We start from the raw sequence: 25,959 nt of genomic DNA, 5'->3' as shown, positions 1-25,959 counted from the left end.
TCCTACCCATGGGCGCGCTACTGCCGTTTTCCGATTGGACCAATCAGATTCGGCTTCGCCCCCTCTGTTGCAATGCAATGCTTCGCGGTGAGAGATGCGCGTAAACATGACAAAAGGACAGCAGGTTTTACCCGCCGTCCTTTTGCGAAGTAGCTTTTAAATGCTCGAGATTAATGAAGCCCATATCGTAGCTGATGACCTGTTCATCCTCATAGGCGATACCTTGATTTAGATCAGGCACAGGAGGCGGCTCCATATATATTTGTTCATCAAACTGTTCCGGGTCATCGCGGAATTTGAGGTCAACTTCATTTCTTTGAATCTTTAACCACCGCTTCGCCGTATGCTCCCATGTAAACAGCTGCTCTACCCGCTGCCTGCTTTTTATCCCCATCTGCCGGCGCAGAGCAGCATTGTGAAGCAATAATAGGAGCTTCTCGGTCAATTCAGCCTTGATTTCCTTCTGGTTGATCAGATAACCGGTCTCTCCGTGCTGGATTATCTCTTGCATCCCGCCAGCGCGGGTTGCAATAACGGGCAGTCCTGTTGCCATTGCCTCTACGTTTACCAGCCCGAATGCTTCACGCTTCCCGGATGGCATCACGGAAATGTCAGCCGCCATGAACCAGCCCGGCACTTCCGAATAAGGAACATAGGGCACGAACCGGACATGTTTCTTGTACCGCTCACCCATCTTGATCAGCTTGCGTGAATAAGCCGTTGTCCGGTGAGAGCCATAGAAAGGGCTGCCCACAATAACAACAAGGAGATCGGGATGAACTTTAATAAGCCTAGGGACAATGGACAGCAAATGATGTACACCTTTAAGCGGGATAAGCCTGCCGAGGAACATCACTACTTTGCGGTGAGCCAGGCCCTTACGCTCCCGATGATGCCTGCGGGCCGCTTCGCCCTCTGCGGTATAGCGGGATTGAAATCTCCGGGTCTCCACACCCGGATATACGACGCGGATTTTCATCCTTGCTTCCGGCACCTTCTCAAGCACCAGGGTCCGTAGAAATTCACTGTTTACGATTATCCGGTCCGCAAGGGCAAAGCTCTTGCGAAGCTGTGTGTCCGAGATATGCCTCGGACTAATATAAGTGGAGGAATGCAGATTAAGCCATATTTTAGCTTTTGGATTGGAACGCTTCAGTTTCAATAAATAAGTCGGGCGATTCTCGACTTGTATAATTTGCGGGCCAAATTTCTTTAAGGCGTGTCCTACGTTCGCAACATAAGCCGATCTTTTGGCTGTATGAAATCTCTCGCAAACAACATCATTAACCATGCTTCTGCGGGGCAAATTCCGACCGATTTTTCCGTAGATGCGAGGCTCAACACTAGGACGCAGCAGAGGGACGAATTTTTCAACAACCCGTTCAACAGAGCTGCTGTTCCCCGATGGGATCGGATAGGCTCCTGGTGTAACGAATGCCACTTTCACAGGCGACATGTCGAAGGAAGGCCTCCTTCGTTATCAATTTGCAGTTAGCATACGCGAGCCCTTCCGAAATTGCCACAAGGTTGAGCGGATGCCTACGCTATTGATTTGTAAGGCCGGTTGTGTCACACTGTTCGAAGAAAAGATGCAAGGAAAGGACGTGAAGGTGCGGGCATGATGGGATGGTTGTTTCAAGCCATGACGGAGCTTAGTTCGCGCAAATGGATTTCCAGACTGACCGGCCGCTTCGCGCAGTCGAAAGCAAGCCGAGGATGGATTCCGAGATTCGCCAGCATGTACAATATTCAAATCGAAGAAGCGGAGAAACCGCTGCATGCATACAGCACATTAAATGAGTTTTTCACAAGGCGCCTGAAGCCCGGCTCCCGGATTATACATGATGAGACTACAGCCCTTATAAGTCCGGTGGATGCCTTAATAACGGGAGCAGGTCCCATTAAAGCCGGTACAATTGTAAATGTAAAAGGGCAGGATTATACGATCGAGGAGCTGCTTAACCGGTCTCCCCGAACGGATCATTACCGCGAAGGCTATTACATCGTCTTGTACTTAAGTCCAACCGATTATCACCGTATCCATACACCGGTAGACGGGCGGATCGTAGAACGCGAGCATGTTCCGGGCAAGGTATATCCGGTTAATGACTTTGGCCTTCGCCGTATGCGCCGTGTCCTCAGCCGGAACGAGAGACTTATTACATACATCAAGCATGACGGAGGAGAAACGGCGGTCGTCAAGGTCGGCGCCATGAATGTCAGCAGCATCCGTTACGTGGAGCCGATTCGTGAGCAGGCTGTCAAAGGTGACGAGCTCGCCTATTTCGAATTCGGTTCGACGGTTGTCCTGCTGATGCAAGACGACACCTTTGTTCCCAGGCAGGACCTCGCACCCGGATTAAAGGTACGTATGGGTGAGATGCTGGGGAAGTTGATTGAGGTAAAGTAGCTCATTACGCATTGAATGTTCTTTCGACCGCTGTTGCTCGGGGATTCCTTTAATTGTTCTATAGGAGGGAATCCCCTGAGCAAAGGCGGACGCTTCGCTTCTCAAGATCATTCAATGCCCCAATCGCACTTTACCAATCAACTTATGTTTGAAGGCCGATTGAAGCCATTTATTGCTCGAATGGCTGCATTTATTCAACAAAAGGCGCCGCGGGAGTTATCCCCGCGGCGCCTTTTTTAACGGATCTCGGATGGACTGCGTCCCGTATATTGCTTGAACTGTCTGCTGAAGAAGAAAATATCCCTGTAGCCAAGCGCATCTGCAACCTCTGTTACATTCATCCCTTCATGCATCAGCAGATGCTGAGCCCTTTCAATCCGCGTGCGGATCATATAAGACTGCACGGACATTCCGATCATTTCTTTGAATTTCACGGAAAAATACCGCGGAGACAGCTGTGCGCGCATCGCCAGATCCTCTACCCGGTGCGCTACGCTTGGATGCTGCTTCACATAGTTCGCTACCTCGTGAATCGCCTCCGTTAACTGGTTGCTTCCTTTCCGCTCAATCGGCAGCTCACGGTCCTCCCGCAGCAGATGAATCATCAGCTGCTTCAGCACAAGCAGCGCCTCTTCCTCAGCCGCGTAAGTTTCAACCAGGAACAGCCGGACATACCTGGACAGCAAATATTCGAAATCAACCGTATCCGTTAACTTCCGGTACCGCTCCGGCACAAGCTGCACCGGCTCACGCACGTCAAAATGGATATAAGTTAATACAAGGGGCTTCTGCGGATTATGGGTCGCACTCGTATAATCGCCCGGTCTGAACAGGAAGCAGCTTCCTTTCCCGACCGGATACGTTGTCCCGTTTACTTCCACTTCCCCTTCGCCGCTCCATACATAAAATAAATCATAGTTCGCCATCGGCTTTTCCCGCCGCTGCCATTTCCAGCCCGGTTCACATACGATCTTGGCAATAGGCGGCAATTTAATGTACGAATCCGGAGATAAGTGCAGCATGGGTATCCTCCTAAAAATTTTGTTTAATAACGGTCTTTGTTATTAAGCAAAATTACTTCGTAAGCATAATCAAACGTTTGGTTCATTTAACCGAGCTATGCTCGGTTTGAAACAAACGTACATCGTAAGCAAAATTACTTCGTAAGCAGAATCTAACGTTTGATTCACTCAATCAAGTGCATACTTGATAGGAAGCATACGTCCTTCGTAAATAGTATTTTCGTAGCTTTTCCTAAGCTTTTTCGCGAAAAATGGCGTTCTTGCCGACATCATACAACAGCCGGAATCTCTTGCGCAAGCTTGTATAGCCGCCCGTTTGCACAAATGACAAAAAAATTTGCATTTTAGAATGGTTTGCTTTGTTAAAAAAATGTTATAATAGCACCCGATAAGCGTTAAATGACGAATTGATTTCCCGGAAGGATGGAATGAAGTCCATGAACCCACTTGCTCAGCAGTTGAATGAGACGCTCGAAGCCGAAAGTCCGAACGTCTACGACATGTTGTCCGCTTTAGGAAAAGCGATTTATTTCCCGAAAGAAGGCATACTCAGCCAATCCGCAGAAGCAAAGGCCAAGGCTAAGAAATTTAACGCCACAATCGGCATAGCAATTGAAAATGGTCAGCCCATGCACCTGAAAGTTATTCAAGATACGTTATCCTCTTATGAACCAAAAGATATATATGAATACGCGCCGCCTGCAGGGAAGCCGGAGCTGCGTTCCGCATGGCGCACCAAGATGATCAAGGAAAACCCGTCCCTGGAAGGCAAAAAATTCAGCAACCCTGTCGCTACAAATGCATTGACACACGGTCTGAGTATTGTTGCCGACCTGTTCGCCGATGCTGGCGATGCTGTCATCATCCCGAACAAGAATTGGGAAAACTATGAACTGACCTTCAACATTCGCCGTGGTGCCGAGATTGTTGAATATCCGCTGTATAACGATGAGTACCGCTTCAACAGTGCCGGTCTGCGCGAAGCTCTGCTCAGCCAGAAAGACAAAGGCAAAGCGATTGTCATTCTCAACTTCCCGAACAACCCTACAGGCTATTCGCCTGGTCCTAAAGAAGGCGAAGAGATTGTTGCGGCTATCCGTGATGCGGCAGAAGCCGGCATTAACGTTGTTGCGGTTACAGATGATGCCTACTTCGGTTTGTTTTTTGAAGATTCGCTGCATGAGTCGCTGTTTGGCAAACTCGCCGATCTGCACCCTCGCGTGCTTGCGGTTAAAGTAGACGGTGCTACCAAAGAAGAATATGTATGGGGCTTCCGCGTTGGATTTATTACTTACGCTAACCCTTCCGATAAAGTTCTGGTTGCACTTGAGCAGAAAACAATGGGCATCATCCGTGCGACAATCTCGAGCGGTCCGCATCCATCGCAAACCTTCGTTCTTCGCGCGTTGCAATCGGCTGAGTTCGATGAGCAAAAGGCAGAAAAATACGATGTGATGAAGCAGCGCGCCAATAAAGTAAAATCGCTGCTCGACAGCGGACGTTACGGCGATGTATGGAGCTACTATCCGTTCAACTCCGGATACTTCATGTGCCTTAAGCTGAAAGGCGTATCGGCGGAAGAAGTCCGCACCCGGCTTCTCGACGAATACGGCATCGGGACCATCGCGCTTGGCGAGACCGATCTTCGCGTAGCATTCTCCTGCATTGAGGAGCCGAATCTGGAAGAGCTGTTCGACACCATCTACAAAGCGGTTACCGAACTAATCGGTTAATTTAGAAAAGCTGTCCTCATCGAGGACAGCTTTTTTTCACCCCATTATTCTTCCTCGGCATCTTCAACCAGCTTACGGCGAAGGCGGCCGGGGCGAACGAACAAGATTTGTGCATAAGCGGCAAGCAGCGCGAAGACTGCCGGAATAACCAGGCCTTGAAGCAGCAGCATTATGGCAGCCGGGAGCCACGTCAATAACGCAACCGCCGCCATAGCCCATCGGTCAACGATCAGAAGACTGCTTGCCCGCTCCGCATCCGGCAACGGATAAACATGCCGCCATACGGAGTAACGGTGAGCGTGCCTGAGTCCCCCCAGCTGTACAGCGACAAGCTGAAGAAGAACGATATAGGCCGCCGCAGCGCCCCAGCCTGACAGCCATCCGTCTTCCGCAAACCAATACAAGATAAGCGCGAATAACACAACAAGCCGCAGCACAATTCCGCCAATCTCCGTCCGGACGAGCGACCCCGCATACAAATAAACGTAAGTCAGGCGATGCCGATTCGGAATATACCGGAGGATCCACGCCAGATAAGCTCTTGAAGCCGTACGGGAAGGCAGCGTTGGAACATCGATAAATAGGCCAAAAAACAGATAGTAGCTCCTCCGGGTACGGGATTCCTCTTCGATCAGCCGCTCCCACGGGAAGGTATGCTTGTCTGGCAGCCGGTACAGCACCGCAAATAGGGCAATGAGCAGCAGCAGGAACAACGCCGCCTGCCATGGCTCGCTTGTCAGTAAAACAGCTAGCGCTAAAGCATTGGCTGCCCAGCGCAGCAGCCGGAGCAGCAGCCGGACGCTTGACCAGGCCAATTTCCTTTCTTGCCATGCTCCGAGCAGATTGGCTGCTCGAATAACTGCCGCAAAGAGCAGCAGAATACCAAAGCCTGCTTCTCCGTCACCTTGCCTGTAAATCGGCCAATAAAGCAGAAGAACAACAAGGCCAAGCAAGGAAGTCATCATCGCCGAACGACGGAAGGCTCTTCGCAAATAGCTCTTCATTTCCGCTTCCCGCGGCATATGAAAGACAAGATCCGGCATCGTTAACCAGCTCCGAAGCGGACTCCAGCTAAGTATGAGAAACAAGGCAATGGTACCAACAAGCGTAATCGGAAAATCGCTAGGCAAATCCCGGATCAGCTTAATGTATCCAAACGCCGAAGACAGTACAATAAGCGACACAAATAGCGGAAATCCGCTTTGTGCCATATAGCCGAAGTAAGGAGTAACTTCTTTGCGGAATTCACGCGACCTCTTCAGCCATAGAGACTCCAGGGATCGATCTGCTCCGCTCATTGGCTTCCCTCTGTTACAAGCTTATAGAAGGCATCCTCCAGCGCCCCGCCCCGCGCTTCAATTCCGGCTGCCTGGCATACCTCTTCAAGTGTGCCGTACGCTGCCACTCTGCCTTGATGCAAAATAATAAACCGGTCACAATAAGCTTCCACCGTCGACAGGATATGAGAGCTCATCAGGATCGCTGACCCCCGCTTCTTCACCTCAACAAGCCTTTCCAGCAAGGAACGGATGCCAAGCGGATCCAATCCCAGGAAAGGTTCATCGATCATATAAAGCGGCGGCTCAGAGAGCAGGGCATTCATAATCATGACCTTCTGCTTCATCCCCTTGGACAGATGAGAAGCAAAAGCAGTGCGTTTAGCTTTCATTTGGAATTCGTCCAGCAACTGCTCCTGCCTCTCTCCGAACTCCCGCTCCGCGACATTATAGGCCATGCCGGTCAGGCGCAAATGCTCTTCTACCGTCAGCTCATCAAACAGCACGGGCGTTTCCGGCACATAGGCAAAAGCAGACCGGTACCGCTCCGCGTTCTCCTCCAGCGTAACGCCATCCACTTTCACAAGCCCCTGATGCTGCTTCATAAGGCCTAGTACATGCTTGATCGTGGTACTTTTGCCTGCACCATTCAAACCTATTAAACCTACCATTTCTCCTGCCCGAACCTCGAACGTCACATCATGAAGCACAGGGCGACGCGGGCTGTAACCGCCGGTCAAGCCGGCAACCTGCAGAATGGGTTCACTCATGTTCCGTCACCTTCAATTACAAGATAAATAATCTCTTACAAGCATACCGAATTACAGCATTAATATCAAAAAAAAACAAAAAAAACAGGCATTCCTTTCCACGAGGGAAGGGAATGCCTGCTTCATCGTATCTATTAGATAATTGTAATACCTGCAATAACGCCGGCATTACCTGTAACTCTAACATCATGACCAGTTACCAGATTATTGCGGTCACCGGCAATCAGTACGTTTGCCGCAACATTATAGATCGTTACCGTTGTTTGATTTCCTTCTTGCTTCGTAATGGAAATGGTGGACAGCTTGCCGTTTGCGTCATAAGTGATCGTATTGATTTTACCTGTTACGTCAAACTGAGTGGATTCTTCCACTGCTTCTTTCGTAACCTCAATGAATACGACTTTGTTCTGGTAGGTACGTACAAGAATCTCATCGCCGGCTTTCAGGGCGCTTACCGCTGCTTTCTTGTCGTCTCTAAAGATAAATACATTCGGATCCAGGCTAAGCGTCAAATCTGTACCGTCTGTTTGAGTAATTGTGATTTGACCATTGGAAGCAGCTGCCTTCAGCTTGCCTGTAATGGCTTGTCCATCGTTATCCGGAATTTCGTTATCTGTGCGGTCAAGCAGGGCTGCAAGCTCTGCACGGGATACCGGCTGGTTCGGACGGAATGTATTATCGTTGTAACCTGTAATAATGCCTTTCTTGATAGCAAGCGCAACATAACCGACAGAACCTGCAGGAATGTTCTTCGCATCCTTGAAGTCCAGCTGTGTATTATTGAGAGCCTTCGCCTCATCTTCCAATTTAAGCGCTTTAACGAGAATCGTTGCCGCCCATAGACGAGTTGCATTTGCCTGCGGATTTACCGCAGTTTCCGTTTCGGAGAACAGATCGTTCTCAACCGCTACTGCCACATAACCAACTGCCCAAGGATATTTTTTCGCGAGCAGGTCTGCATCCTTGAAGTTAAGCTTCGTGCTCATTTCTTCCGTGGATTCCGCTTGTTCGCGAAGGCCCATCAGACGAACAGCCGCAACAAGTGTCTCGATACGGGAAATTTTTTGGTGCGGTTTGAACGTACCGTCCTCATAACCTGTAAATACGCCCTTCGATGCAAGGCGCATAATATATTCCATCGCCCATTTCATATCGTCTTCATCTTTGAATTTCCAGTTCACTTTTACTTCTTTTTCTTGCTTCTTGTCGTCACGATCGTCGCCTTTTCTTCCGCCGTCACCGTTTGCGAATGCCGAGGATGCACCACCAGCAAGCATCATAACTGCAAGCGATGAAATCACCGTTTTTTTCCATACCGTACGCTTCGTCATAAAAAGCCACTCTCCCTTAAACTTGTTTACGGAAATATGTTCCGTTTGTACCTTCGCCTATACGTTTCGTCGAAGGTCTAAAGTTTTGGGAGGGTGGCTTTTAAAAAAAATTCTTTTTATTCGTTTTCTTTAGCTTCACGTTTGGCCTTCAGCCATTTCGGAGCGCCCTTGTCTTTCTTGTCGCGAAGCCGTTCCTGCTTGGTCGCAGGCTGCTTCGGACGTGGCGCCGGAGCAGCGCCTTCGGGCTTCGCTGCATTTTCTTTCTTCGGCTTTTTTGATTCCTTGAGCAGCGTTTCCCACTCTTTGCTGTTCTGCGGCGGTACATAGGAACGCGTGTTTACCTCGGACTTCTCGGCAGTTTTGCGGGGAGCCGGCCGCGCAGAGGCCTTATCAGGCAGCTCGCTTGGCAATACAAATTCACCCTTGTACATTGCTTTTTCCGGCAGCTCGATATGCAGCGACTTGCGGAATTTTTCCATAATGAACCGCTCTTGCGGCGTAATAAGCGAAACAACCGTCCCTGTCCGGCCCATTCGTCCGGTACGTCCTGCACGGTGAACATAGTGATCCGCATCAATTGGCGGTTCCAGGTTAATAACAAGCGGCAGGCCTTCAATGTCCAGACCTCTTGCCGCTACATCGGTCGCCAGAAGCAGCTGGATTTTGCCTTCACGGAATCTTTGCAGGGTTGCAGCACGGCGCTGCTTATCCGAATCCCCGTACAAGGTTTCCACTGTAAAGCCTTCATAGCTCAGCTTTGCTTCCCAATTCGCAATATTTTCGGTTACGTTCAGGAACAGAAGAGCCGATTCCGGCTTCAGCAACCGAACAATTCGTCTTGCCACATCCGGCTTGTCCCGTTTATCGCACACGACATAGAAGTTGGTAATCGTCTCCGAAACCCGTTGTTCAGGCGAAATTTGAATTCGAACGGGATCCTTCATCCAACGTTTCTCGAAGCGTGACATCACTTCGGGATAAGTCGCCGAGAAGAACGCCATTTGGCGTTCTTGACTCATGGCGAACAGAATGGTCTCCACTTCGCGTGTTGAACCAAGCTCAAATACCTGATCCGCTTCATCAATAACGATATGACGAACCTCACTCAGCTTCAGCTTGCGCAGCTTAAGCAGCTCGTGTATACGCCCCGGTGTACCAATGACAATCTGCGGGCGGAGCTTCAGCTTCTCGATTTGACGCTTCATCGCCGCACCGCCGATAAGCTGCTGAACACGTAGTCCAAGCGGCTCGGCATAACTGTCCGCTACGCGCACAATTTGCATCGCAAGCTCCTGCGTAGGCGCCAGAATGATCGCTTGAATGGCACTCGAGGATGCTTTCAACTGCTGCAGCATCGGCAGCAAATACGCCAGCGTCTTACCCGAGCCCGTCTGTGAACGCGCGGATACATCCCGTCCTTCCAATAAAGTCGGGATTGCTTCGGCCTGAATAGCCGAAGGCACTTTTATGTTGCTCGCTTCCAGCTTCTCGCCAAGCGTTTGATTAATGCCTAATTCATTCCATGTTTTCTGACTCATATACGTTCCTCTCTTATTTCACCGCTATTTTCGATTAAACCAGCCGCCGAATACACGGTCGGCGATTCGCGGGAACAGCTGATAAAGCTTAATGCCAAATGCCGCCGTCTTGGGCAAATCCACTTCGGCTTTCTTGCGTTCCATCACTTTAATAATTTGACTTGCCACATATTCAGGCTTCATCATAAACCAGCTGACATTCTTCACATAAGTTCCGGAAGGATCAGCAACATCAAAAAACTCTGTACGAATCGGACCCGGATTCACCGCGGATACCGTAATATTCGTTCCGTTCAGCTCCATGCGCAGCGAGTTGGTAAAGCCGAGCACCGCATGCTTGGTAGCCGAATAACCGGTAGACTTCGATGAACCGATCTTCCCCGCCATGGAAGCGATATTAACAATATGTCCGCTTCCCTGCTTCAGCATGTAAGGCAGCACGGCTTTGGTACAACGGACGACTCCCATAAAGTTGGTATCCATCATCCGTTCAAAGCTCTCTACCTCTGCGTCCAGAAAAGTTTCAAATTTGCCAAAGCCCGCATTATTCAGCAGAACATCGATTCTGCCGTACTTAGCTATAATCTGATCCACTGTCTGCTGTACCTGCTTCATATCCGTTACATCCATCTGATACATCGGGCAAGCAGCACCGATCCCTGCCGCGTGCTTGCGAAGCCGTTCCAGGCTACGCCCGGTCAAGATCGGGATTGCTCCAAGCTTTGCGAGCTGTCTTGCCGTGACCGCTCCAATGCCGCTGGAAGCCCCGGAAATAAGGACTATTTTCCCCTTAAGCAATCATCATCACCTGCATCCGCTTCTCTCAATCTTTATCTCTTCAGTGTACTTGATCAGTCACCGATTAGCAAAAGATACGCAAAAAAAAAGCTCCCGAAGGAGCCTGCTTCTATGTTACGATGCGACTAACACTTGGATATCAAATTCACCGATGCCGTCCATGATGAGAGGTACAGTTAAAGCTTGTCCGGCAGTTAAGCCTTCAGCGCTTGCCGACAGAATAATTCTCGGAGGCGTAATGTCTATATGAACGCCTTGATTGTACAGCATGGTGCTCGCATTGCCGCTAATCATATTGCCAAGCTCAGATATCGCACTGCGGCCAATCTCATCCATCTCGGAAATAATAAATCCGCCCATCATGGCTGAGACCATCTTCAGAGCCACCTGCTCATTAAGTCCAAATACAATATCGCCATTCATTTGTCCATTAATCCCAATCTGAATCCAAATATGATTTTCTACCGATTCGATTTTCTTCAGGCCTAGCTTTCCGGTGGAAGGCCGAATCTGGATCACCTGTTCAATGACGATCGTTGCGGCTTCAAGAAACGGATTAATGTATTCTGCCTTCATTAGCGGGAACGCTCCTTTTCGACAAAATTCGCACGTAGTCTATTCTAATTTCCATTATACTGAAATATGTAGGACAAGTATACTAATATTCTCATTAATGAAACTTAAGTCCTATGTAAATGGTCACTTTATCATACTAATTTTGACAATATCCGGAGGTTTTCTTCCATGCCTAACGTGTGGACCCATCTTATTTTTGGCCAAAAAGTACTTGATCGCCTGCAAGAGGCAGGCCTTATCTCCTCGGAGCCGCTGCGCCGTTTATTTAACTTGGGCTGCCAAGGACCCGACTTTTTGTTTTATCACCGCTTTCTGCCCTGGCAGGGCAAGTCGCCTATGATTCAACTCGGGACAGAAATGCATAACCGGGATTGCGGCCCTGTCATTATGAAGCTGCTTGATTCGGTTGTCGGTCGCTCAGCCGATGCTGACCACCCTGACCCAGCCGTCGTCTATTCGATAGGCTTTGTGCTTCATCATGTGCTCGACCGGCATATTCATCCGCTTGTATTCAGCAGATCCGGCTTCCGTAAATGGGATCATCAGCGTTACGAGGTCATGATGGATACTTTGATTGCGAGGCGGCTGTGGGGAATAGAAACCTGGAGGACACCGGTCTGGAGGAAAATAGATACGGGAGGCAAGCTGCCGGAGGCTATCGTTCAGGCCTTCCAGTCCATCACGGCAAGCTTCTATTCCGGGCTTTCGTCTGCTATCCGCGGGGAAGACTGGAATAGCGCCGTCCGGGATATGATCCGGGCACAGCGGCTGTTCCATGATCCTTCCGCAATCAAGCGCTCCGTTACCTTCGGCCAGATTGAACCTTTCGTTTTTCGCAAGCATGTGCCTTACGATGTGTTAAACGAAGCAGGTCAGCCATGGATTGATCCCTCTGACAAATCGGTTATTCATAATGAGACGGCCTGGACACTATGGGATAGAGCTATGGATGACGCGCTGCTTGTTATCCCCGCTGTTCTTCATTATTTAAGAAACGGCAACAGCCATCCGGAGCTTCGTCAAACAGCGGCTGACCGGGTCGGCAATCTATCCTATGAAACCGGTTTGCCATGTGATTCCGGGGCCATGATCCGGTACGCTGAGCCGATCTGGCCGGACGGCGGCATAAAGGAAGCACCCTGACAGGGTGCTTCTCTTCCAAGCAATTACATGGCTTGCTGCTTCGCCGATTTGCGGTAGTGAAGACGAACGAGACGAAGCCGTTCGTAAAGCACGTCCATTTGCTTTTCCTTCACGCTATCCTCGCCATACACACGCTGCAGCACAGGTTTCAAATAGCGGTCGCCGGTCTGGCGGAACGTTTCCCAGATCAATTCTCTCTCCGAATCCGGCATATCAGCGAGCTCTCTTGCTATAAGCGGTTCAAAGTCGTAGCCTTCCGTCTCAAGCTGCTCAATCCGGTCCATTATTTCACGGCGGGGCAGTTCCAGCTCCGACTGCAGCTGCTCCATCGAACCGCCCTCAAACACAAAGCTCAAGATCCGCTTCTTCTGCTGCTGCCGGATCATATCATTCTTGTAACGTGCCTCCTTCTGCTTATACATCCATTGTGTATAAACAGAGGGCTCAAGCTTCTCTGCCACCCATTTCAGCGGAAACGCAGTCTCACGGCTATGCTGCGCTGTAATCTCCAGCAGCTCCTGCCCATAAGCCGCGTGCTTCTGCTCGCCCCAGCCCGGGATTTGCAGCAATTCCTCGGTTGTATAGGGGACAAAAGCGCTGATCATCCACAGCATCCGGTTCGTAGCGACAAGATAAGCGGAACGTTTCTCCGATACTGCTTTCTTGCGCCGCCATTCACGAAGCGCTTCGAACAGCTCCTGCTTTACATGAAGCTCACCGTAACACTGCAGCATAGACAGGAAGCTGCCGGCTCCGCCCCGCTTTTCCTCCAGCATGCCATCTACAACCGGCGTATAGCCTTCGCCCATCTTCACGGCAACACCATGGCGGAATGCGATCATCATCTCTTCCCATGAGGTGCCTTCGAACCAGCTGACGGCTTCCTCTTCACCCTCTGACCATAAGACAGCCCAAATCCCGTCGCGCTCACAGATGGACAACTTACCGCTAACGATTGTACCGTCCTCGGCCGGCTTTTCAAACGTGTTCAAAAAAACGATATGCATGCTTGCTTCACTCCTCTATTAATTTGGAATATCGGGACGAATGAACTTGAACGCAAAAAAAAGCACCCCTCCTGCAATTTGCAAGAGAGGTGCTTCCTCACGTTCGTTTATTCGATTAGTTTTAATGCTATCATAACGTTCTCTTTCTTACAAGCGTTTTCTTATTGTATAATGTGTGCAAACGATTAGTGGAGGCTTTACAACATGCTGCTGCCTGATTTTGATTTTATGTCCGATACAACCGAAGATACATCGACCAGATTTGTGACCTTTATAACGCCAAGCATGAAGCGCTTTGACCTCGCTATTATGGCAACGGCAAGGTTCTATGGCAAGAAGCTGGTTACCGACCTCCAAGCCGGACGAACCGCCATAATCGGACCGGATGATCTGGAAGAGGAAGGCTATCTGGAATACACCTTCAAGTTGACAGAGGAAGAAGCGGCCGACCTTGCCCAGTTTTTATATTTTGTAGTAGGAACGGTGAATTTTACCGATTAATCCAGGGTAAACTGAGAGGGCGAACGCAAACTTACGCCATTTCAGGAGGAGATATCGGTGGATCGGTTTAGCAACGAAGACCGCAGCGAATATACGGATTTATCGACGGTAGAATCACAAAGGAATGATCTCGCGCATGAGGAGTTTCCGGACGGCTCCTACGGCTCCAGCATCACGGGGCCAACGGGCAAAAGCAGGCCTTGGCGCATTGATCAGCGTTCTTCCAAGCCTTACGGTTATGAGAACAGCTCCCTGCACGAAGATTTAGGCCGTGATTATCCTGGCGACGATGATTATGACGCACTCCCTGATGCGATGGATGAACCATAATGAAAAGAAAGCCCCGGCTAAGCTTAGCCGGGGCTTTCTTCTTAGTCTCGCCGCTTAGTGTCTAGGCGGGAAAACGCCTTCCAGGGCAATAATATAATTCATGGCAACATACGGCTGCATATTGTTATGCGGCTGCGAGCCGCCGGACACGCCAATCGCCATCGGATTAAAAGGCTTATCCAATTTATCCGAATAATTCTGGAAGGAGCCGCGGCCTGCACCTGCATTTGCCCAAATATCATTACTCGCTTCCGATTTATTGGGAACGGTTTGCGCATTAGCAAGATGATTATGTGACGGCATTTCGGAAGAAAGCAAAGTAACGCTCTCCGATCCTCCGACTTCACCTATATCTCTAGGCGTCAAACCCGGCCCATTGCCCCAATGCATCGGAGCGCGTCCTTGAAGATTTGGCAGAGCAAACGTCACTCTCCCATCTCCTCCATAATTGACTCCAAGCAACGAGAATAAAGCCGTGTTTTGGGAAATGGGCAAAATCTGCCCATTGCAAAACGCCCAGCCTTTCGGGGCAAAGTTTCCTGCAAACAGCCTGATCTCTCCTACGTATGGATCCATATCAATCAGCCTCTCCCTCTCTTAGTTTCTGGACGGGTAAATTCCGTTCAATGCGATGCAGTAATTGACTACCGTATAAGGCTGTCTGTTCTCATGCGCCTGACTGCCGCCTGCTGAAGCGATAGCGTTAGGAGACATGGGGGCATTTGAAACCGTGCTGTATGGAGTTACGTTTGGCGAAGTCCCCCAGGTTTTTCCTGCTGCATCGTTGTCCGTCGCATCCGTCGCGCCAGTTGCCTGATGCGTATGTTGAGGCATTTCGTTGATCGTAAGCGTATGAACTTCCTCTCCGCCTACTTGCCCCAAAGGATGATTATTCGAAAAATGAATCGGAACGCGCCCCTGCAGATTGGGGAGAGCAAAGGTCGTCACGCCATCTCCACCATAGAATGTGCCAAGAAGCGAGAATAAGGCCTGATTTTGTGCAATTGAAAGAAGCTGTCCGTTACACTGTGCCCAGCCTTTAGGAGCAAAGCCAAAAGGAAATACTCGAACTTCTCCAAGAAACGGTTCTGCCATAATGAATCCTCCTCTATTAGTTTTGTTGCGGGAAAATTCCTTCAGTCGAAATAATAAAACTGACCGCACCGTATGGCATCATATTGTCATGCGGCTGATTGCCTCCGGCAGCGCCGATAGCCGCCGGATTTAATGTCGCGTTTGGAGCTGTATCGGCGTATTGAATTTTCGAGCTGCTCGCCCAATAAGCATTTTCCGGACTATTCGTCTGTCCTTCAAGGTTTGAGCTGTTTGGAATATGCGTATGGGCCGGCATCTGATTTGCCGTTAAGGTAACCGTCTCCGTGCCTGCCTTTTGGCCTAGCACGTACGTAGTCCCTGTCGCATTATTACGTCCCATATGTACAGGGATTCGTCCTTGGAGATCCGGCAATGCAAAAGTCGATACGCCGTCGCCGCCATAAGTCGTCCCAATCAGCATAAACAAAGCATCAAATTGGCTGATTGGCAGCAGCTGCCCGTTGCAAAATTCCCATCCAAGAGGTGGAAAATTACCGCCAAACATGCGGATTTCCCCAATATACTGATCACTCATATTAACTTCTCCTCTCTAGTATCTGGCTGCCAGGACATAGAAATATACGGAAAAGCTTCCCCTATGACCTTGAAGCCAAGTCTTTCATACAACCGCTTTGCCGGATTGTGCTCCATTACGCTGAGCTTAACGGGCAGTCCCGCTGCCGCTGCTTCCTGCTGCAAGCTTTCCAATACCAACGATCCTATTCCCCTGTTGCGGCAAGCAGTCAGCAAAGAAATATCAATGAGATGAATAGAGCTGTTCCTCGACACAATCATCCGTCCAATTCTATCTTCTCCATGAGTAATGACCTGCGTGACGGCATCCGGGAACTGCATGGCATATGATCTGGTCTGAAGCTCAAACTGCATGCGCAGAAAAGCTGCTGCCTCCCCCGGCGGCCATCCCCAGGCTTCCATCTCTTCGCGTCTTGTATCGGCATACACGTCGAACAAAAAGCTGTCATCCTCAGGATAAGCTGATTCTATTACCAGCATCGCACCCCCATATTTCGGATAGTAAATATTAGAAAAAACATAGTGCAATTCTACTATAGAATCAAGAGACGGATACTGTCAATTAATGTATAAAAATAGCGATAAATTCGAGAAAAACCGCCCCTGCACTAAGGTAGGCTGGGACGGTTTTTGAGATAGATTTATTCCGGAATATATTCTTCTTTTCCGCTAGAATCACGTGCCGCGTCATGGGTCCTTGATGCTTCTTCGATGGCTCCAAATGCCCAGAACGAAGACGGTACATCCTTCCAGGTAGGCGTTGTCACGCCGCTCAATGGACCGCGGCCAAGAATCCGGTTAATAATAACGACTGCTTCTGCACGGGTTAGAGACTGGTCCGGACGGAATGTACCGTCAGAATATCCGGTCATGTAGCCGAGCTTCGCTACTGCAGCAATCTGGGCGGAAGCCCAGTGTCCTTTCGCATCGCGGAACGCGGGATTTGCGGCAGCAGGATCAAGCTGCAGCCATTTGGCAATAATAGCTGCCATTTCAGCGCGCGTAATCGTCGCATTAGGCTTAAAGCTGTGATCCGGATAACCGTTCAGAAGACCAACCTGCTGTCCCCAGCGAATCGCTTCAGCCGCCCAATAATTACTGGATACGTCCTTAAAGGCGGTGACGGAACCTTTGCCCGTAAGTGTGCCCGACAGCAGACGATACAACATGGTGCTCATTTCCGCTCTTGTCACCGACTGATTCGGACGGAACGTACCGTCGGAATATCCGGTCATATAAGCATCATGGTGGACACCTGCTCCTTCTGCTGAAACAATTGTAAACGTACTAAACTTGTTTACTTCAATTTGGATGCCAACCGGATAACCTTTGTCGTTATAGATAATATTACCGCGCTGGAATACCTCATCGCCGTCCGAGTGTTCAATGTATACGCCAAGGCTGGCGAGGAACAGTTTTCTTTGATTCAAATCGCTTGGAATCACATTAGGATCCAGCGGGAATGTAACCTGTACAGCTACTTTCGGCAAATTCGTTTCGATCGTCATCGGCATGCCGATTATGCTCACATTGCCTGACTTCACGATTTTGCGAATAGCATCAGCATTAGCGGTTCTATCTTTAATCGCTGCCTGCTCGTCCTTTTTACGGATCGGCATAATATCGAAGAAGAACTCCTGACTGCCTTTCATCGCCCCCAAAGCCTCGGTAGACAGATGAAGCGTTGCATTCTCCGTTTGAATCTCAACTTGAATCGAGCTGTCGAGCAGATATTTAATGGAATTGACAGTCAGCTTCACTTTAACCTGATCGGCAGGGTCGCCAGGAATATCATCAACGATAATTCTAACGGTTCCTTGATGTGCGCCAATGGCGCTTTCGACCGCTTGTTTGATCTTGTCCTCATTCATGATGACGGTGTCGACCTTCTTGCCGCCGATTATCTCGCGAACAATATCGATGACAACAACAACTTGCGGGTGATCCGGGTCACCAACTTCAACCCTTACTTGGCGCACATTGGTGCTGCTGACTGGCTTGTTGACTACTTTAACCGTGCGAATCACTTCTACAGCCGGGTTACCCGCCAGATCAACTGCGTTATAATGCAGGGTATAAGTACCCAGCGCTGCGGTATCTACTGTTCCGGTTACGGTTGCCAAAGGTGCTGCCGGATTCGCATCCTGAACGTTGGCGCCTTGCTCCGTATAAGTGTTTCCGCTGTAAACTGTAACCGTATCATCGCCAATCAACATGATAACCGGAGCAGTCTTATCTATCTTCACTTCGGCTGACTTGGCTTCGCTAGTGTGATTCCCAAGGTCAATGACTCTGGCGTAAAATGTCGTTAGTCCTTCCTGAGATACCACAACCGGAGCCGTATAGCTGGTCCATGTTCCGCCGCTGCCAAGCTTATACTCAATCGTGTTGTCCGGGTCGGTCGTTACTGTGACGGTTACGTCTTTATTCGTCCAGCTTGTCTCGCTTAACGCGATTGAAAAGTTATTGCTGACTTTGACGTTCTGGGCAGCACCGATACTGTTAAGCGTAGTGCTGAGACTGTTGCCGGCAGCATCTGTAATAATTGCCCCGTTCAAGACAAGTGCGTCGGAATCAATGCTTATTCCGTCCGAATCCTGATCCTCCAGACGTACCGTGTAGCGGAATTTGAGTTCGCTTGACGATACAGCCTCGAGGTATTCTGCATTGACGACAGCAGATCCTACCTGTACTCGAATGTATGGCGTTCCCGCCGTGCCAGTAAGAATAACAGGTTCGCTTACTTTCACGATAAAATCAAGATTTGCTCCCGCGTGGTACGTTCCATCTGCCGGAACGCTGACGAGGCTTACAACCGGTGCTGTTGTGTCTACCAGCACGGCGCTTGTATCGCCAGCACTCGAAAGCGTCAGTGAAGCTGAATTGCCTGCTTGGTCGGTTACTGCTGCTCCATTCAAGGAGATTCCTGCAGCAAGCTTGATACCGTCCGAATCCGCATCACCAGCTAATACTTTATATTGGAACACAAGGGCATTAGTACCCGATCCCGATACATACTCCGCTTGAACGGTTTTGGCGTCAAGGCTTACATCCAGCTTCGGAGTACCAGCGGATACGTTAACTTGCTCACTGTAATGAACCGTGAATTGCAAGGTTGTTCCCTCTTTATAAGATCCGTTCGTTGGAACATCCACCTGCGTGATGCTTGGAGCAACGGCATCCACCTTCACCGCTGCCGTGCTGCCCAAACCGCTAAGAACAATCTTGGCGTTATTTCCTGCTGCGTCTTTTAGTGTTCCGCCGTTAAGATTTAAGGCTCCTGCTTCAATACCGTCTGAGTCATTGTCGCCATTTTGAACCGTGTAGCGGAACAGCAGGGCTGTGTCTGTACCCGAGACATATTGGGCTTGCACAGTATCCGAACCAAGAGTGATCGAGATGGATGGCGTTCCGGTTACGGCTACCGCCTCATCATAATTAATTGTGAAATCTAGATGCTCACCAGCAACGTACGTATCATCCGCCGGCAAGACTACACTTGCAATGGATGGGGCAATCCCGTCAACCTTCACTTCGTTTGTGCTTCCAATAAGATGAAGAGTCAATTCTGCAGCGTTACCAGCCGCATCTTTAAGCGAACTGCCGTTAAGAGAGATCGTACTGCCTAACAGGATACCATCTGCATCAAGTTCTCCAGCTTGCAGCGCGTAAAGGAATTCAAGCTTGCTTGTTCCTGTACCCGAAACATACTGCGCATGTACTTGAGTTGAACCGATCGTAACGGTTAAATACGGTGTACCGCCGTTTACAGCTACATTCTCATTAAAGTTAACCGAAAAGTTGAGATGATCTCCTTCTTTATAGGTTCCACTTGGCGGAACACTTACGCTGCTTACCGTTGGCACAACGGCATCCACGCGTACCGTGCTAATCTTGCCTGCTCCCGTAAACGCAAGGCCAGCCGCATTTCCAGCCGCATCTTTAATGGAAGCACCGTCCAAATTTACCGTGCTGCCTACTTCAATGCCGTCGGTATCTTCCTGACCTGCTTCAACCGTGAATTGGAATACCAGGTCTTTTGTGCCAGACCCGGACTTATACGAGGCTTGTACGGGTGCAGAGCCAATCGTTACAGACAGGTATGGTGTTCCATCGGCGACAAACACCGCTTCATCATAATGAACGGTGAACGTTAATGCTTCGTCTGCTTTATAGGTTCCGTCAGCCGGAACATCCAGGCTTATTGCTGCCGAAGCAACGGCATCCACCTTTACTGCAGCTGTGCTGCCCAGACCGCTAAGTACAGCCTCGGCGTTATTGCCTGTAGCATCCTTCAGTGTCCCGCCGTTAAGAGTTAAGGCTCCTACTTCGATGCCATCCTGATCATAATCGCCGTTTTGTACCGTATAGCGGAACAGCAATGCTTTTGTTCCCGTTCCGGATACATATTGAGCTTGTACGCTAGCCGAACCAAGAGTAATCGAAATGGATGGCGTTCCGGTTACCGTTATTGCCTCGTCATAGTGAATGGTGAAATCCAGATGCTCTCCTGCAACATAAGTATCATTAGCAGGCAGATCTACACTTTCAATAGCTGGAGCAATCGCATCAACGATTACGCCACTCGTATCACCAACTGAAACAAGAGTCAGATCTGCAATATTACCTGCAGCATCTTTAATCGTACCTCCATTCAGGTTCACCGAGCTGCCAACCGAGATTCCGTCCAAATCCAGCTGTCCGGATAGAACGGTATAGCTGAATACCAACGAATCGGTATCCGAACCCGATACATATTCCGCTTGAGCGGTAGCTGAACCAATCGTAAGGAGAAGAATCGGTGTTCCTGTAACCTTTACTTTTTCACTGTAGTGAACCGTAAAATTCAAAGCCGAACCCTCATGGTAGTTCGCAACGCTTGGTACCTGCACACTGCTGACGGCAGGTGCTGTTGTATCAACAAGAATGCTGCTTGTGCTTCCTGTTCCCGATAGAGTCAGAGCTGCTGCATTGCCTGCGGCGTCCAGAAGAGTCGCTCCATTCAAATGGAGGGAGCTTCCGGCCCCGATGCCGTCATTGTCGTTATCTCCAGCTTGTACTTCATAGCGGAATACAAGAGCGTTTGTTCCTGAGCCCGACACATAAGCAGCCTGTACAATTGTGGAGCCAATTGTAATCGGCAAGAATGGCGTTCCGCCGGTTACGTTAACTTTTTCGTCGTAATGAACCTTAAACTCCAAAGTGTCTCCCGCTTTATAAATCCCGTTATCAGGTACATCTACACTACTAACAGCTGGTGCTGATGTATCAACCAGGACAGCATTGGTGCTTCCTGCAGAAGCCAGAGATAAGCTTGCGGTATTGCCAGCTGCATCATTAAGCGCTCCGCCGTTTAAAACAACCGCGCCCAATTCAATGCCGTTTGTGTCCTCGTCTCCGGGCTGCACGGAATAGCTGAAGGCGATGGCATTCGTGCCCGTACCAGAAGCATAAGCAGCATGAACCGTCGTGCTGCCAATCGTTACCGTGATGTAAGGCGAACCGGTTACGGCAACTTTTTCATCATAATGAATTTTAATAATTAGGTCGTCGCCTTCTTTATAAATACCAGCAGCAGGTACTTCAATACTTGCAACAGACGGTGCCACCGCATCGACCAGCACTTCGCCGGTATCGCCAACGCCGGTCAAGGTCAGGTCTGCCGCATTGCCTGCCGCATCCTTCAGCGTTCCTCCATTCAGTGCCAGTGTACTGCCAACTTGGATGCCATCCGCATCTTCCTGACCATCAAGAACCGTATATCGGAATAATAGGGCATTGGATCCCGTTCCGGATACATAGGTTGCTTGAACAGCCGCAGAACCGATTGTGACTGGCAACGTTGGTGCTCCTGTTACCGTAACGCTCTCATTATAGTGGATGGTAAAAAAAAGTTCTGCACCTGATTTATAGCTGCCAGCTGCCGGTACATCTGCACTCGTTACCGCCGGTGCTGCCGTATCAACCTGAACGGCTGTTGTACTGCCAACGCCAGCCAGCGTCAGGCTTGCAGCATTTTCGGCTTCATCCATGAGCGTACTGCCATTGGGCACAATGGAACTGCCAACTTCAATACCATCATTATCATTGTCGCCTGCTTGAACAACGTAACGGAATACAAGCGTATCCGTACCTGTACCGGATAAATATTCCGCTTGAACCGAAGAGGAACCAATCATTACAGGAATGGATGGCGTTCCGCCGGAAATAACGACTTTTTCATCAAAATGAATCTTAAAGTCCAAATTGGAAGCTGTCCCATAGGTATGACTTGTTGGGACATCAACACTGGTAACCGATGGAGCTACAGCATCCACGAGAACCGCTGTCGTGTCGCCAACACTATTCAAGGCTACATTTGCATGATTCGTAACGGCGTCATCTATGGTACCGCCATTCAAATTCAAGCCGGAGGCAACAGTAATCCCGTTTGCATCCGTGTCACCTGCCTGAATCACGTAACGGAACACCAGATTACTGCTTCCCGACCCGGACAGGTATTTCGCCTGCACGGTTGTACTGCCAATCGTTACTGGCAAATACGGGGTTCCTGTCACCGTCACGTTTTCATTATAGAGAACGGTAAAATCGAGATTCTGCCCGGCCAGGTAGGTTTTAGCCGTTGGTACAGCTACGCTGTTTACCATCGGGGCGACAGCATCTACCAGCACCGTGCTGCTGCCGATTCCCGCTAATGCAAGACTCGCGTTATTGTTCGCTGCATCTCGAATGATTCCGCCATTCAACACCAGGCTTGAACCTGTCTGGATACCATCGGAATCAAGGTCGCCCGCTTGTACCGTGTAGCTGAACAGGAGATTTTTCGTCCCCGAACCGGATACAAAGTTTGCCTGAACGGATGAACTGCCTATCGTAACAGGCAAGTATGGAGTGCCCGTTACGTTTACATTTTCGTCATAGCGGACCGTGAATTGAAGCTGATCCCCCGTTTTATATGTACCTGATACTGGTACATCCACTGAACTGACTGTTGGTGCTGCAGTATCTACCAGCACGCCGGTTGTGCTGCCAACGCTGTTAAGCGTCATATCGGCCGCATTACCCGCAGCATCTTTAATAGTTGCGGTATTAAGAGCAAGGGTCCCAACGGTAATTCCGTTCGCATCGCTTTGCCCATCTTGCAAGGTATAACGGAATACTAGGGAATCTGACCCCGAACCGCTTGAATAAGCCGCTTGGATGTTTGTCGAACCAATGGTGAGCCCAAGGCTTGGCGTTCCGCCAGCCACGGTTACAGCTTCATTAAACTTCATCGTAAACTGCAGGCTTTGTCCGCTGCCATAAGTAGCATTCGCCGGGACCGTTACGGAGGATACCGTTGGTACTACCGAGTCTACTTTTACATTGGTTAATGAGCCAATATTATTGAGAGCAAGAATCGCAGCTTCACCAGTTGTTGAATTATTAATCGAACCACTATTAAGGTTGATTGAATTGCCTAGCGCAATACCATCCGTATCCAGCTGATTATTCGTTACCGTGTATCGGAAAGTTAATGCTTTTGAACCAGAGCCTGACACATAATTGGCGCTGACGTTTGATGAACCAATCGTTAAAGGTAATTGAGGAGTACCGGTTACCGTAACATTACGGTCAAAGTTAACTGTAAAATCAAGAGGTTGTCCGGCTACGTATGTACCGCTTCCTGGAACCGTTACAGACGTCGCCTTTGGAACGGTTGATGTCGTTACGTTGAGAGTTGGTATTTTATCAGCTTTATCTGCAGGTGTATTGGGGCTTTTTGAGACAATCGCAATTTCATTAGAGGTATTTGGAGTACTCGAAATATCTCTGCCGGTCAGGATCAATGTTGCTTTACTATCCCCCGAAGCTAGCTGGCTATTAATATAGCTTGCAATATCGATTGTAATAAACGTATTTTGAATATTTCGGTCAAAAGTTTTCGTAACAATTAATTGGTCCTTTGATGGTACCGAAGAACTCGCGCTCTCAGATATACTATCATTATTGGACCCATAAACATTTATGTCTGCCGTTCCTCCAATCGGAAAATCCGGATCCAATACGTAGAGTTTAATCAAGGCACTAGTTACCGTATCCGAGATAGGGATTGTGCTCAGATCAAATTGAAGAACGGTTTGGGAAACCCCAAATTCGAAATGCGTACCTACCCAATTCCCGTAAGAAGTGTACTCATCACCGTCTGGATAAGTTCCAGACTCATCTGCAAAATAATCAATCGACACCGGAATAGGTGCCAGCGTTGCAGCGTAGCCCGTTTGTGCAGGCAGCAGCCTAAATACGATTAATGCCAGCATTACTGTCATAACCGCCATTCCTAATTTCCGTAAAACACCTTTCATAATTCGCCTCCTTAGTTGTTCTGATGACCCTTGCCCCCGTAGCGGTTGTCTTCCCTACTGCTCGCGAATTCTGCCGGATTTCGCACCAAAAACCCTCTCATTATGCGCTGTTGCCCTGTTAATGACCAATGGGGCAATGCTCACAGGAGAAGTTGTTTATTTTCAGTCCATATAGGCCTAACCTACCAATTCGACATTTCCTTCCAGTTTCCTTTCTTCCAAACAGAAACTTAGTATTATTTGGTAAAAAAGAAGGCAGCTGTGTTTGGCACAGCTGCCTTCAAGTTAAATGATTATTTTTAATAATGAGGCCAGGCGATATTTCTCGAATACAACTTCTGCTTCAGCCGGAACGCTCCATACGCATTCTTCCAAGCTGCATGCTACAGGTACTTCAATATTAATCCGTGCAAGCGTGCGGGATAGATGCAGCATGTCGAGATCAGCTTCTATCTTCGCTTTAATGCTTTTGGACAGTGAATCCAGATTCCCTAAAATGCCGTCGATGGATTCAAACTCCTGAAGAAGCTTCAAGGCTGTTTTTTCACCGATGCCTTTAACACCCGGATAGTTGTCGCTAGTGTCGCCTGTCAGGCCTTTCATCTCGATCACTTGGAAAGGATGGATACCTTTCTCTTCTTTAAGGAAGCCTAGATCGTAGACGGCATAGTTGCCTCTGCCTTTTTTCATAATGACAACATGAATACGGTCGGTTACGAGCTGCAGCATATCATGATCGCCCGTCAGGATGTACACATGAGCCATCTCGCTGAGCTGCTTCGAGACGGTTCCGATACAGTCATCCGCTTCGTAGCCTTCAATTCCGATATTCGGAATCCCAAGAGCAGCTACGATATCTTTGACGAGGGAGAATTGCGGGATCAAATCTTCCGGAGCTTCCGGCCGGTTTGCTTTATAATTAGAATACATTTCGGTGCGGAACGTCTTGCTCCCCATATCCCAGCAGCAAGCCACATGGGTCGGCTGGAACTGGTTCACTGCGTCAAACAGGTATTGCATGAAACCATAAATGGCATTCGTCGGCGTGCCGTCAGCCAACCGTCTGGCACTGTATTGCTGTGCAAAATAAGCCCGGAAAAGCAACGCCATTCCGTCTACAATAAGAATTTTATTTTCGTTCATTAGGAGGCCATCCTCACTTCATAATATAGATCTATTGTACAGTAGTCTTGGTGTTCATTGTAATGCAAAAGCTGGCATTTGGACTGGTGAGGAGCTGGGGGCGCTGTGGTCACTGCGCTGGGGAATGTTCTTCTTTGGTGGAGTCGCCGGGATCGCTGCGTAAGGGAATGTTCTTTCGATCGCTGTTGTGCCCGGATTCCTTGAACATTCGGAGCAAGGTCCGAATCCGGACACAAAGGCGAGCGCTCCGCTTCTCAAAGAACATTCCCTTACTCCGCTCACCGCTCCTACACCAGAACATTCCCTTGCTCCGTTCCCCGCTGAATTTGCATTAAGATGAACCCCAAACCCTGTACGGGTTTGGGCAGCGTTTAGTCATCACTCATATTCCGAGTGATGACATGTG

General features: G+C 49.2%; 20 protein-coding genes. 5 read left to right on the top strand and 15 right to left on the bottom strand.

All coding sequences use genetic code 11. From position 1 onward, the window contains the following. Window positions 1–127 precede the first annotated feature (127 nt). On the bottom strand, window positions 128–1,456 hold the full coding sequence (locus BM200_RS15155; RefSeq protein ID WP_091186978.1) for a glycosyltransferase family 4 protein: 1,329 nt from the start codon (window positions 1,454–1,456) through the stop codon (window positions 128–130). Window positions 1,457–1,618: 162 nt separating this feature from the next. On the opposite strand from BM200_RS15155, the gene asd reads away from it, so the two are divergent. After that, a complete protein-coding gene (asd, locus tag BM200_RS15150; RefSeq protein WP_091186977.1) occupies window positions 1,619–2,410 on the top strand; it encodes an archaetidylserine decarboxylase in 792 nt (263 codons plus the stop codon). A 236-nt stretch (window positions 2,411–2,646) separates the two neighbouring features. Here asd and BM200_RS15145 read toward each other — a convergent pair whose 3' ends face one another. Beyond that, entirely contained in the window at window positions 2,647–3,432 is a 786-nt protein-coding gene (locus BM200_RS15145; protein WP_091186974.1) for a helix-turn-helix domain-containing protein, read from the bottom strand. A gap of 437 nt (window positions 3,433–3,869) precedes the next feature. Between BM200_RS15145 and BM200_RS15140 the strand changes: the two genes are divergently transcribed. Beyond that, the gene (locus BM200_RS15140) at window positions 3,870–5,165 is read left to right on the top strand and encodes an aminotransferase class I/II-fold pyridoxal phosphate-dependent enzyme (RefSeq protein WP_091186973.1); all 1,296 of its coding nucleotides are present in this window, start codon (window positions 3,870–3,872) and stop codon (window positions 5,163–5,165) included. 44 nt (window positions 5,166–5,209) lie between these two features. On the opposite strand, the gene BM200_RS15135 is transcribed toward BM200_RS15140, so the two are convergent. The 6 genes from BM200_RS15135 to BM200_RS15110 all read right to left on the bottom strand — a co-directional run bounded on the left by BM200_RS15135 (window position 5,210) and on the right by BM200_RS15110 (window position 11,455). Next, the gene (locus BM200_RS15135) at window positions 5,210–6,463 is read right to left on the bottom strand and encodes an ABC transporter permease (RefSeq protein WP_091186971.1); all 1,254 of its coding nucleotides are present in this window, start codon (window positions 6,461–6,463) and stop codon (window positions 5,210–5,212) included. Continuing rightward, a complete protein-coding gene (locus BM200_RS15130; protein ID WP_091186969.1) occupies window positions 6,460–7,212 on the bottom strand; it encodes an ABC transporter ATP-binding protein in 753 nt (250 codons plus the stop codon). The genes BM200_RS15135 and BM200_RS15130 overlap by 4 nt, the downstream gene beginning before the upstream one ends. A gap of 134 nt (window positions 7,213–7,346) precedes the next feature. Continuing rightward, window positions 7,347–8,543 carry an S-layer homology domain-containing protein gene (locus BM200_RS15125; protein WP_091186967.1) on the bottom strand — a complete coding sequence of 399 codons (1,197 nt, stop codon included), beginning with the start codon at window positions 8,541–8,543 and terminating at the stop codon, window positions 7,347–7,349. A 116-nt stretch (window positions 8,544–8,659) separates the two neighbouring features. After that, window positions 8,660–10,081: a DEAD/DEAH box helicase gene (locus BM200_RS15120; protein WP_091186964.1), complete on the bottom strand. Its 1,422-nt coding sequence runs from the start codon at window positions 10,079–10,081 to the stop codon at window positions 8,660–8,662. Between the two features lie 24 nt (window positions 10,082–10,105). Beyond that, complete coding sequence (locus tag BM200_RS15115) at window positions 10,106–10,879, bottom strand: SDR family NAD(P)-dependent oxidoreductase (protein WP_091186962.1); 774 nt, start codon at window positions 10,877–10,879, stop codon at window positions 10,106–10,108. Between the two features lie 114 nt (window positions 10,880–10,993). After that, window positions 10,994–11,455, bottom strand: coding sequence for a chemotaxis protein CheX (locus tag BM200_RS15110; RefSeq protein WP_091186960.1), 462 nt, complete (start codon window positions 11,453–11,455; stop codon window positions 10,994–10,996). A gap of 168 nt (window positions 11,456–11,623) precedes the next feature. On the opposite strand from BM200_RS15110, the gene BM200_RS15105 reads away from it, so the two are divergent. Then, on the top strand, window positions 11,624–12,598 hold the full coding sequence (locus BM200_RS15105; RefSeq protein ID WP_091186957.1) for a zinc dependent phospholipase C family protein: 975 nt from the start codon (window positions 11,624–11,626) through the stop codon (window positions 12,596–12,598). A gap of 23 nt (window positions 12,599–12,621) precedes the next feature. On the opposite strand, the gene BM200_RS15100 is transcribed toward BM200_RS15105, so the two are convergent. After that, entirely contained in the window at window positions 12,622–13,605 is a 984-nt protein-coding gene (locus BM200_RS15100; protein WP_091186955.1) for an HRDC domain-containing protein, read from the bottom strand. 204 nt (window positions 13,606–13,809) lie between these two features. Here BM200_RS15100 and BM200_RS15095 point away from each other — a divergent pair, with 204 nt between their 5' ends. Together BM200_RS15095 and BM200_RS15090 are read left to right on the top strand one after the other, a co-directional pair. Then, the gene (locus BM200_RS15095) at window positions 13,810–14,106 is read left to right on the top strand and encodes a DUF3055 domain-containing protein (protein WP_175532879.1); all 297 of its coding nucleotides are present in this window, start codon (window positions 13,810–13,812) and stop codon (window positions 14,104–14,106) included. A 57-nt stretch (window positions 14,107–14,163) separates the two neighbouring features. Further along, on the top strand, window positions 14,164–14,436 hold the full coding sequence (locus BM200_RS15090; RefSeq protein ID WP_091186952.1) for a hypothetical protein: 273 nt from the start codon (window positions 14,164–14,166) through the stop codon (window positions 14,434–14,436). A gap of 54 nt (window positions 14,437–14,490) precedes the next feature. Here the strand turns inward: BM200_RS15090 and BM200_RS15085 are convergent, their stop codons facing one another. The 6 genes from BM200_RS15085 to BM200_RS15060 form a co-directional block, all read right to left on the bottom strand. Beyond that, a complete protein-coding gene (locus BM200_RS15085) occupies window positions 14,491–15,012 on the bottom strand; it encodes a phage tail protein (RefSeq protein WP_091186949.1) in 522 nt (173 codons plus the stop codon). Window positions 15,013–15,033: 21 nt separating this feature from the next. After that, window positions 15,034–15,531, bottom strand: a complete 498-nt coding sequence (locus BM200_RS15080) for a phage tail protein (protein WP_091186947.1) — start codon at window positions 15,529–15,531, stop codon at window positions 15,034–15,036. 16 nt (window positions 15,532–15,547) lie between these two features. Continuing rightward, window positions 15,548–16,066 carry a phage tail protein gene (locus BM200_RS15075; protein WP_091186945.1) on the bottom strand — a complete coding sequence of 173 codons (519 nt, stop codon included), beginning with the start codon at window positions 16,064–16,066 and terminating at the stop codon, window positions 15,548–15,550. After that, complete coding sequence (locus tag BM200_RS15070; protein WP_091186942.1) at window positions 16,063–16,545, bottom strand: GNAT family N-acetyltransferase; 483 nt, start codon at window positions 16,543–16,545, stop codon at window positions 16,063–16,065. The genes BM200_RS15075 and BM200_RS15070 overlap by 4 nt, the downstream gene beginning before the upstream one ends. A 161-nt stretch (window positions 16,546–16,706) precedes the next feature. Continuing rightward, the gene (locus BM200_RS15065) at window positions 16,707–24,410 is read right to left on the bottom strand and encodes an S-layer homology domain-containing protein (RefSeq protein ID WP_091186939.1); all 7,704 of its coding nucleotides are present in this window, start codon (window positions 24,408–24,410) and stop codon (window positions 16,707–16,709) included. A 285-nt stretch (window positions 24,411–24,695) separates the two neighbouring features. After that, a complete protein-coding gene (locus BM200_RS15060) occupies window positions 24,696–25,553 on the bottom strand; it encodes a 5'-3' exonuclease (RefSeq protein ID WP_091186936.1) in 858 nt (285 codons plus the stop codon). Window positions 25,554–25,959 lie beyond the last annotated feature (406 nt).

It is taken from the genome of Paenibacillus catalpae (assembly GCF_900112695.1).
Lineage (GTDB): Bacteria > Bacillota > Bacilli > Paenibacillales > Paenibacillaceae > Pristimantibacillus > Pristimantibacillus catalpae.
This window is presented reverse-complemented; position numbering and strand designations above follow the sequence as displayed.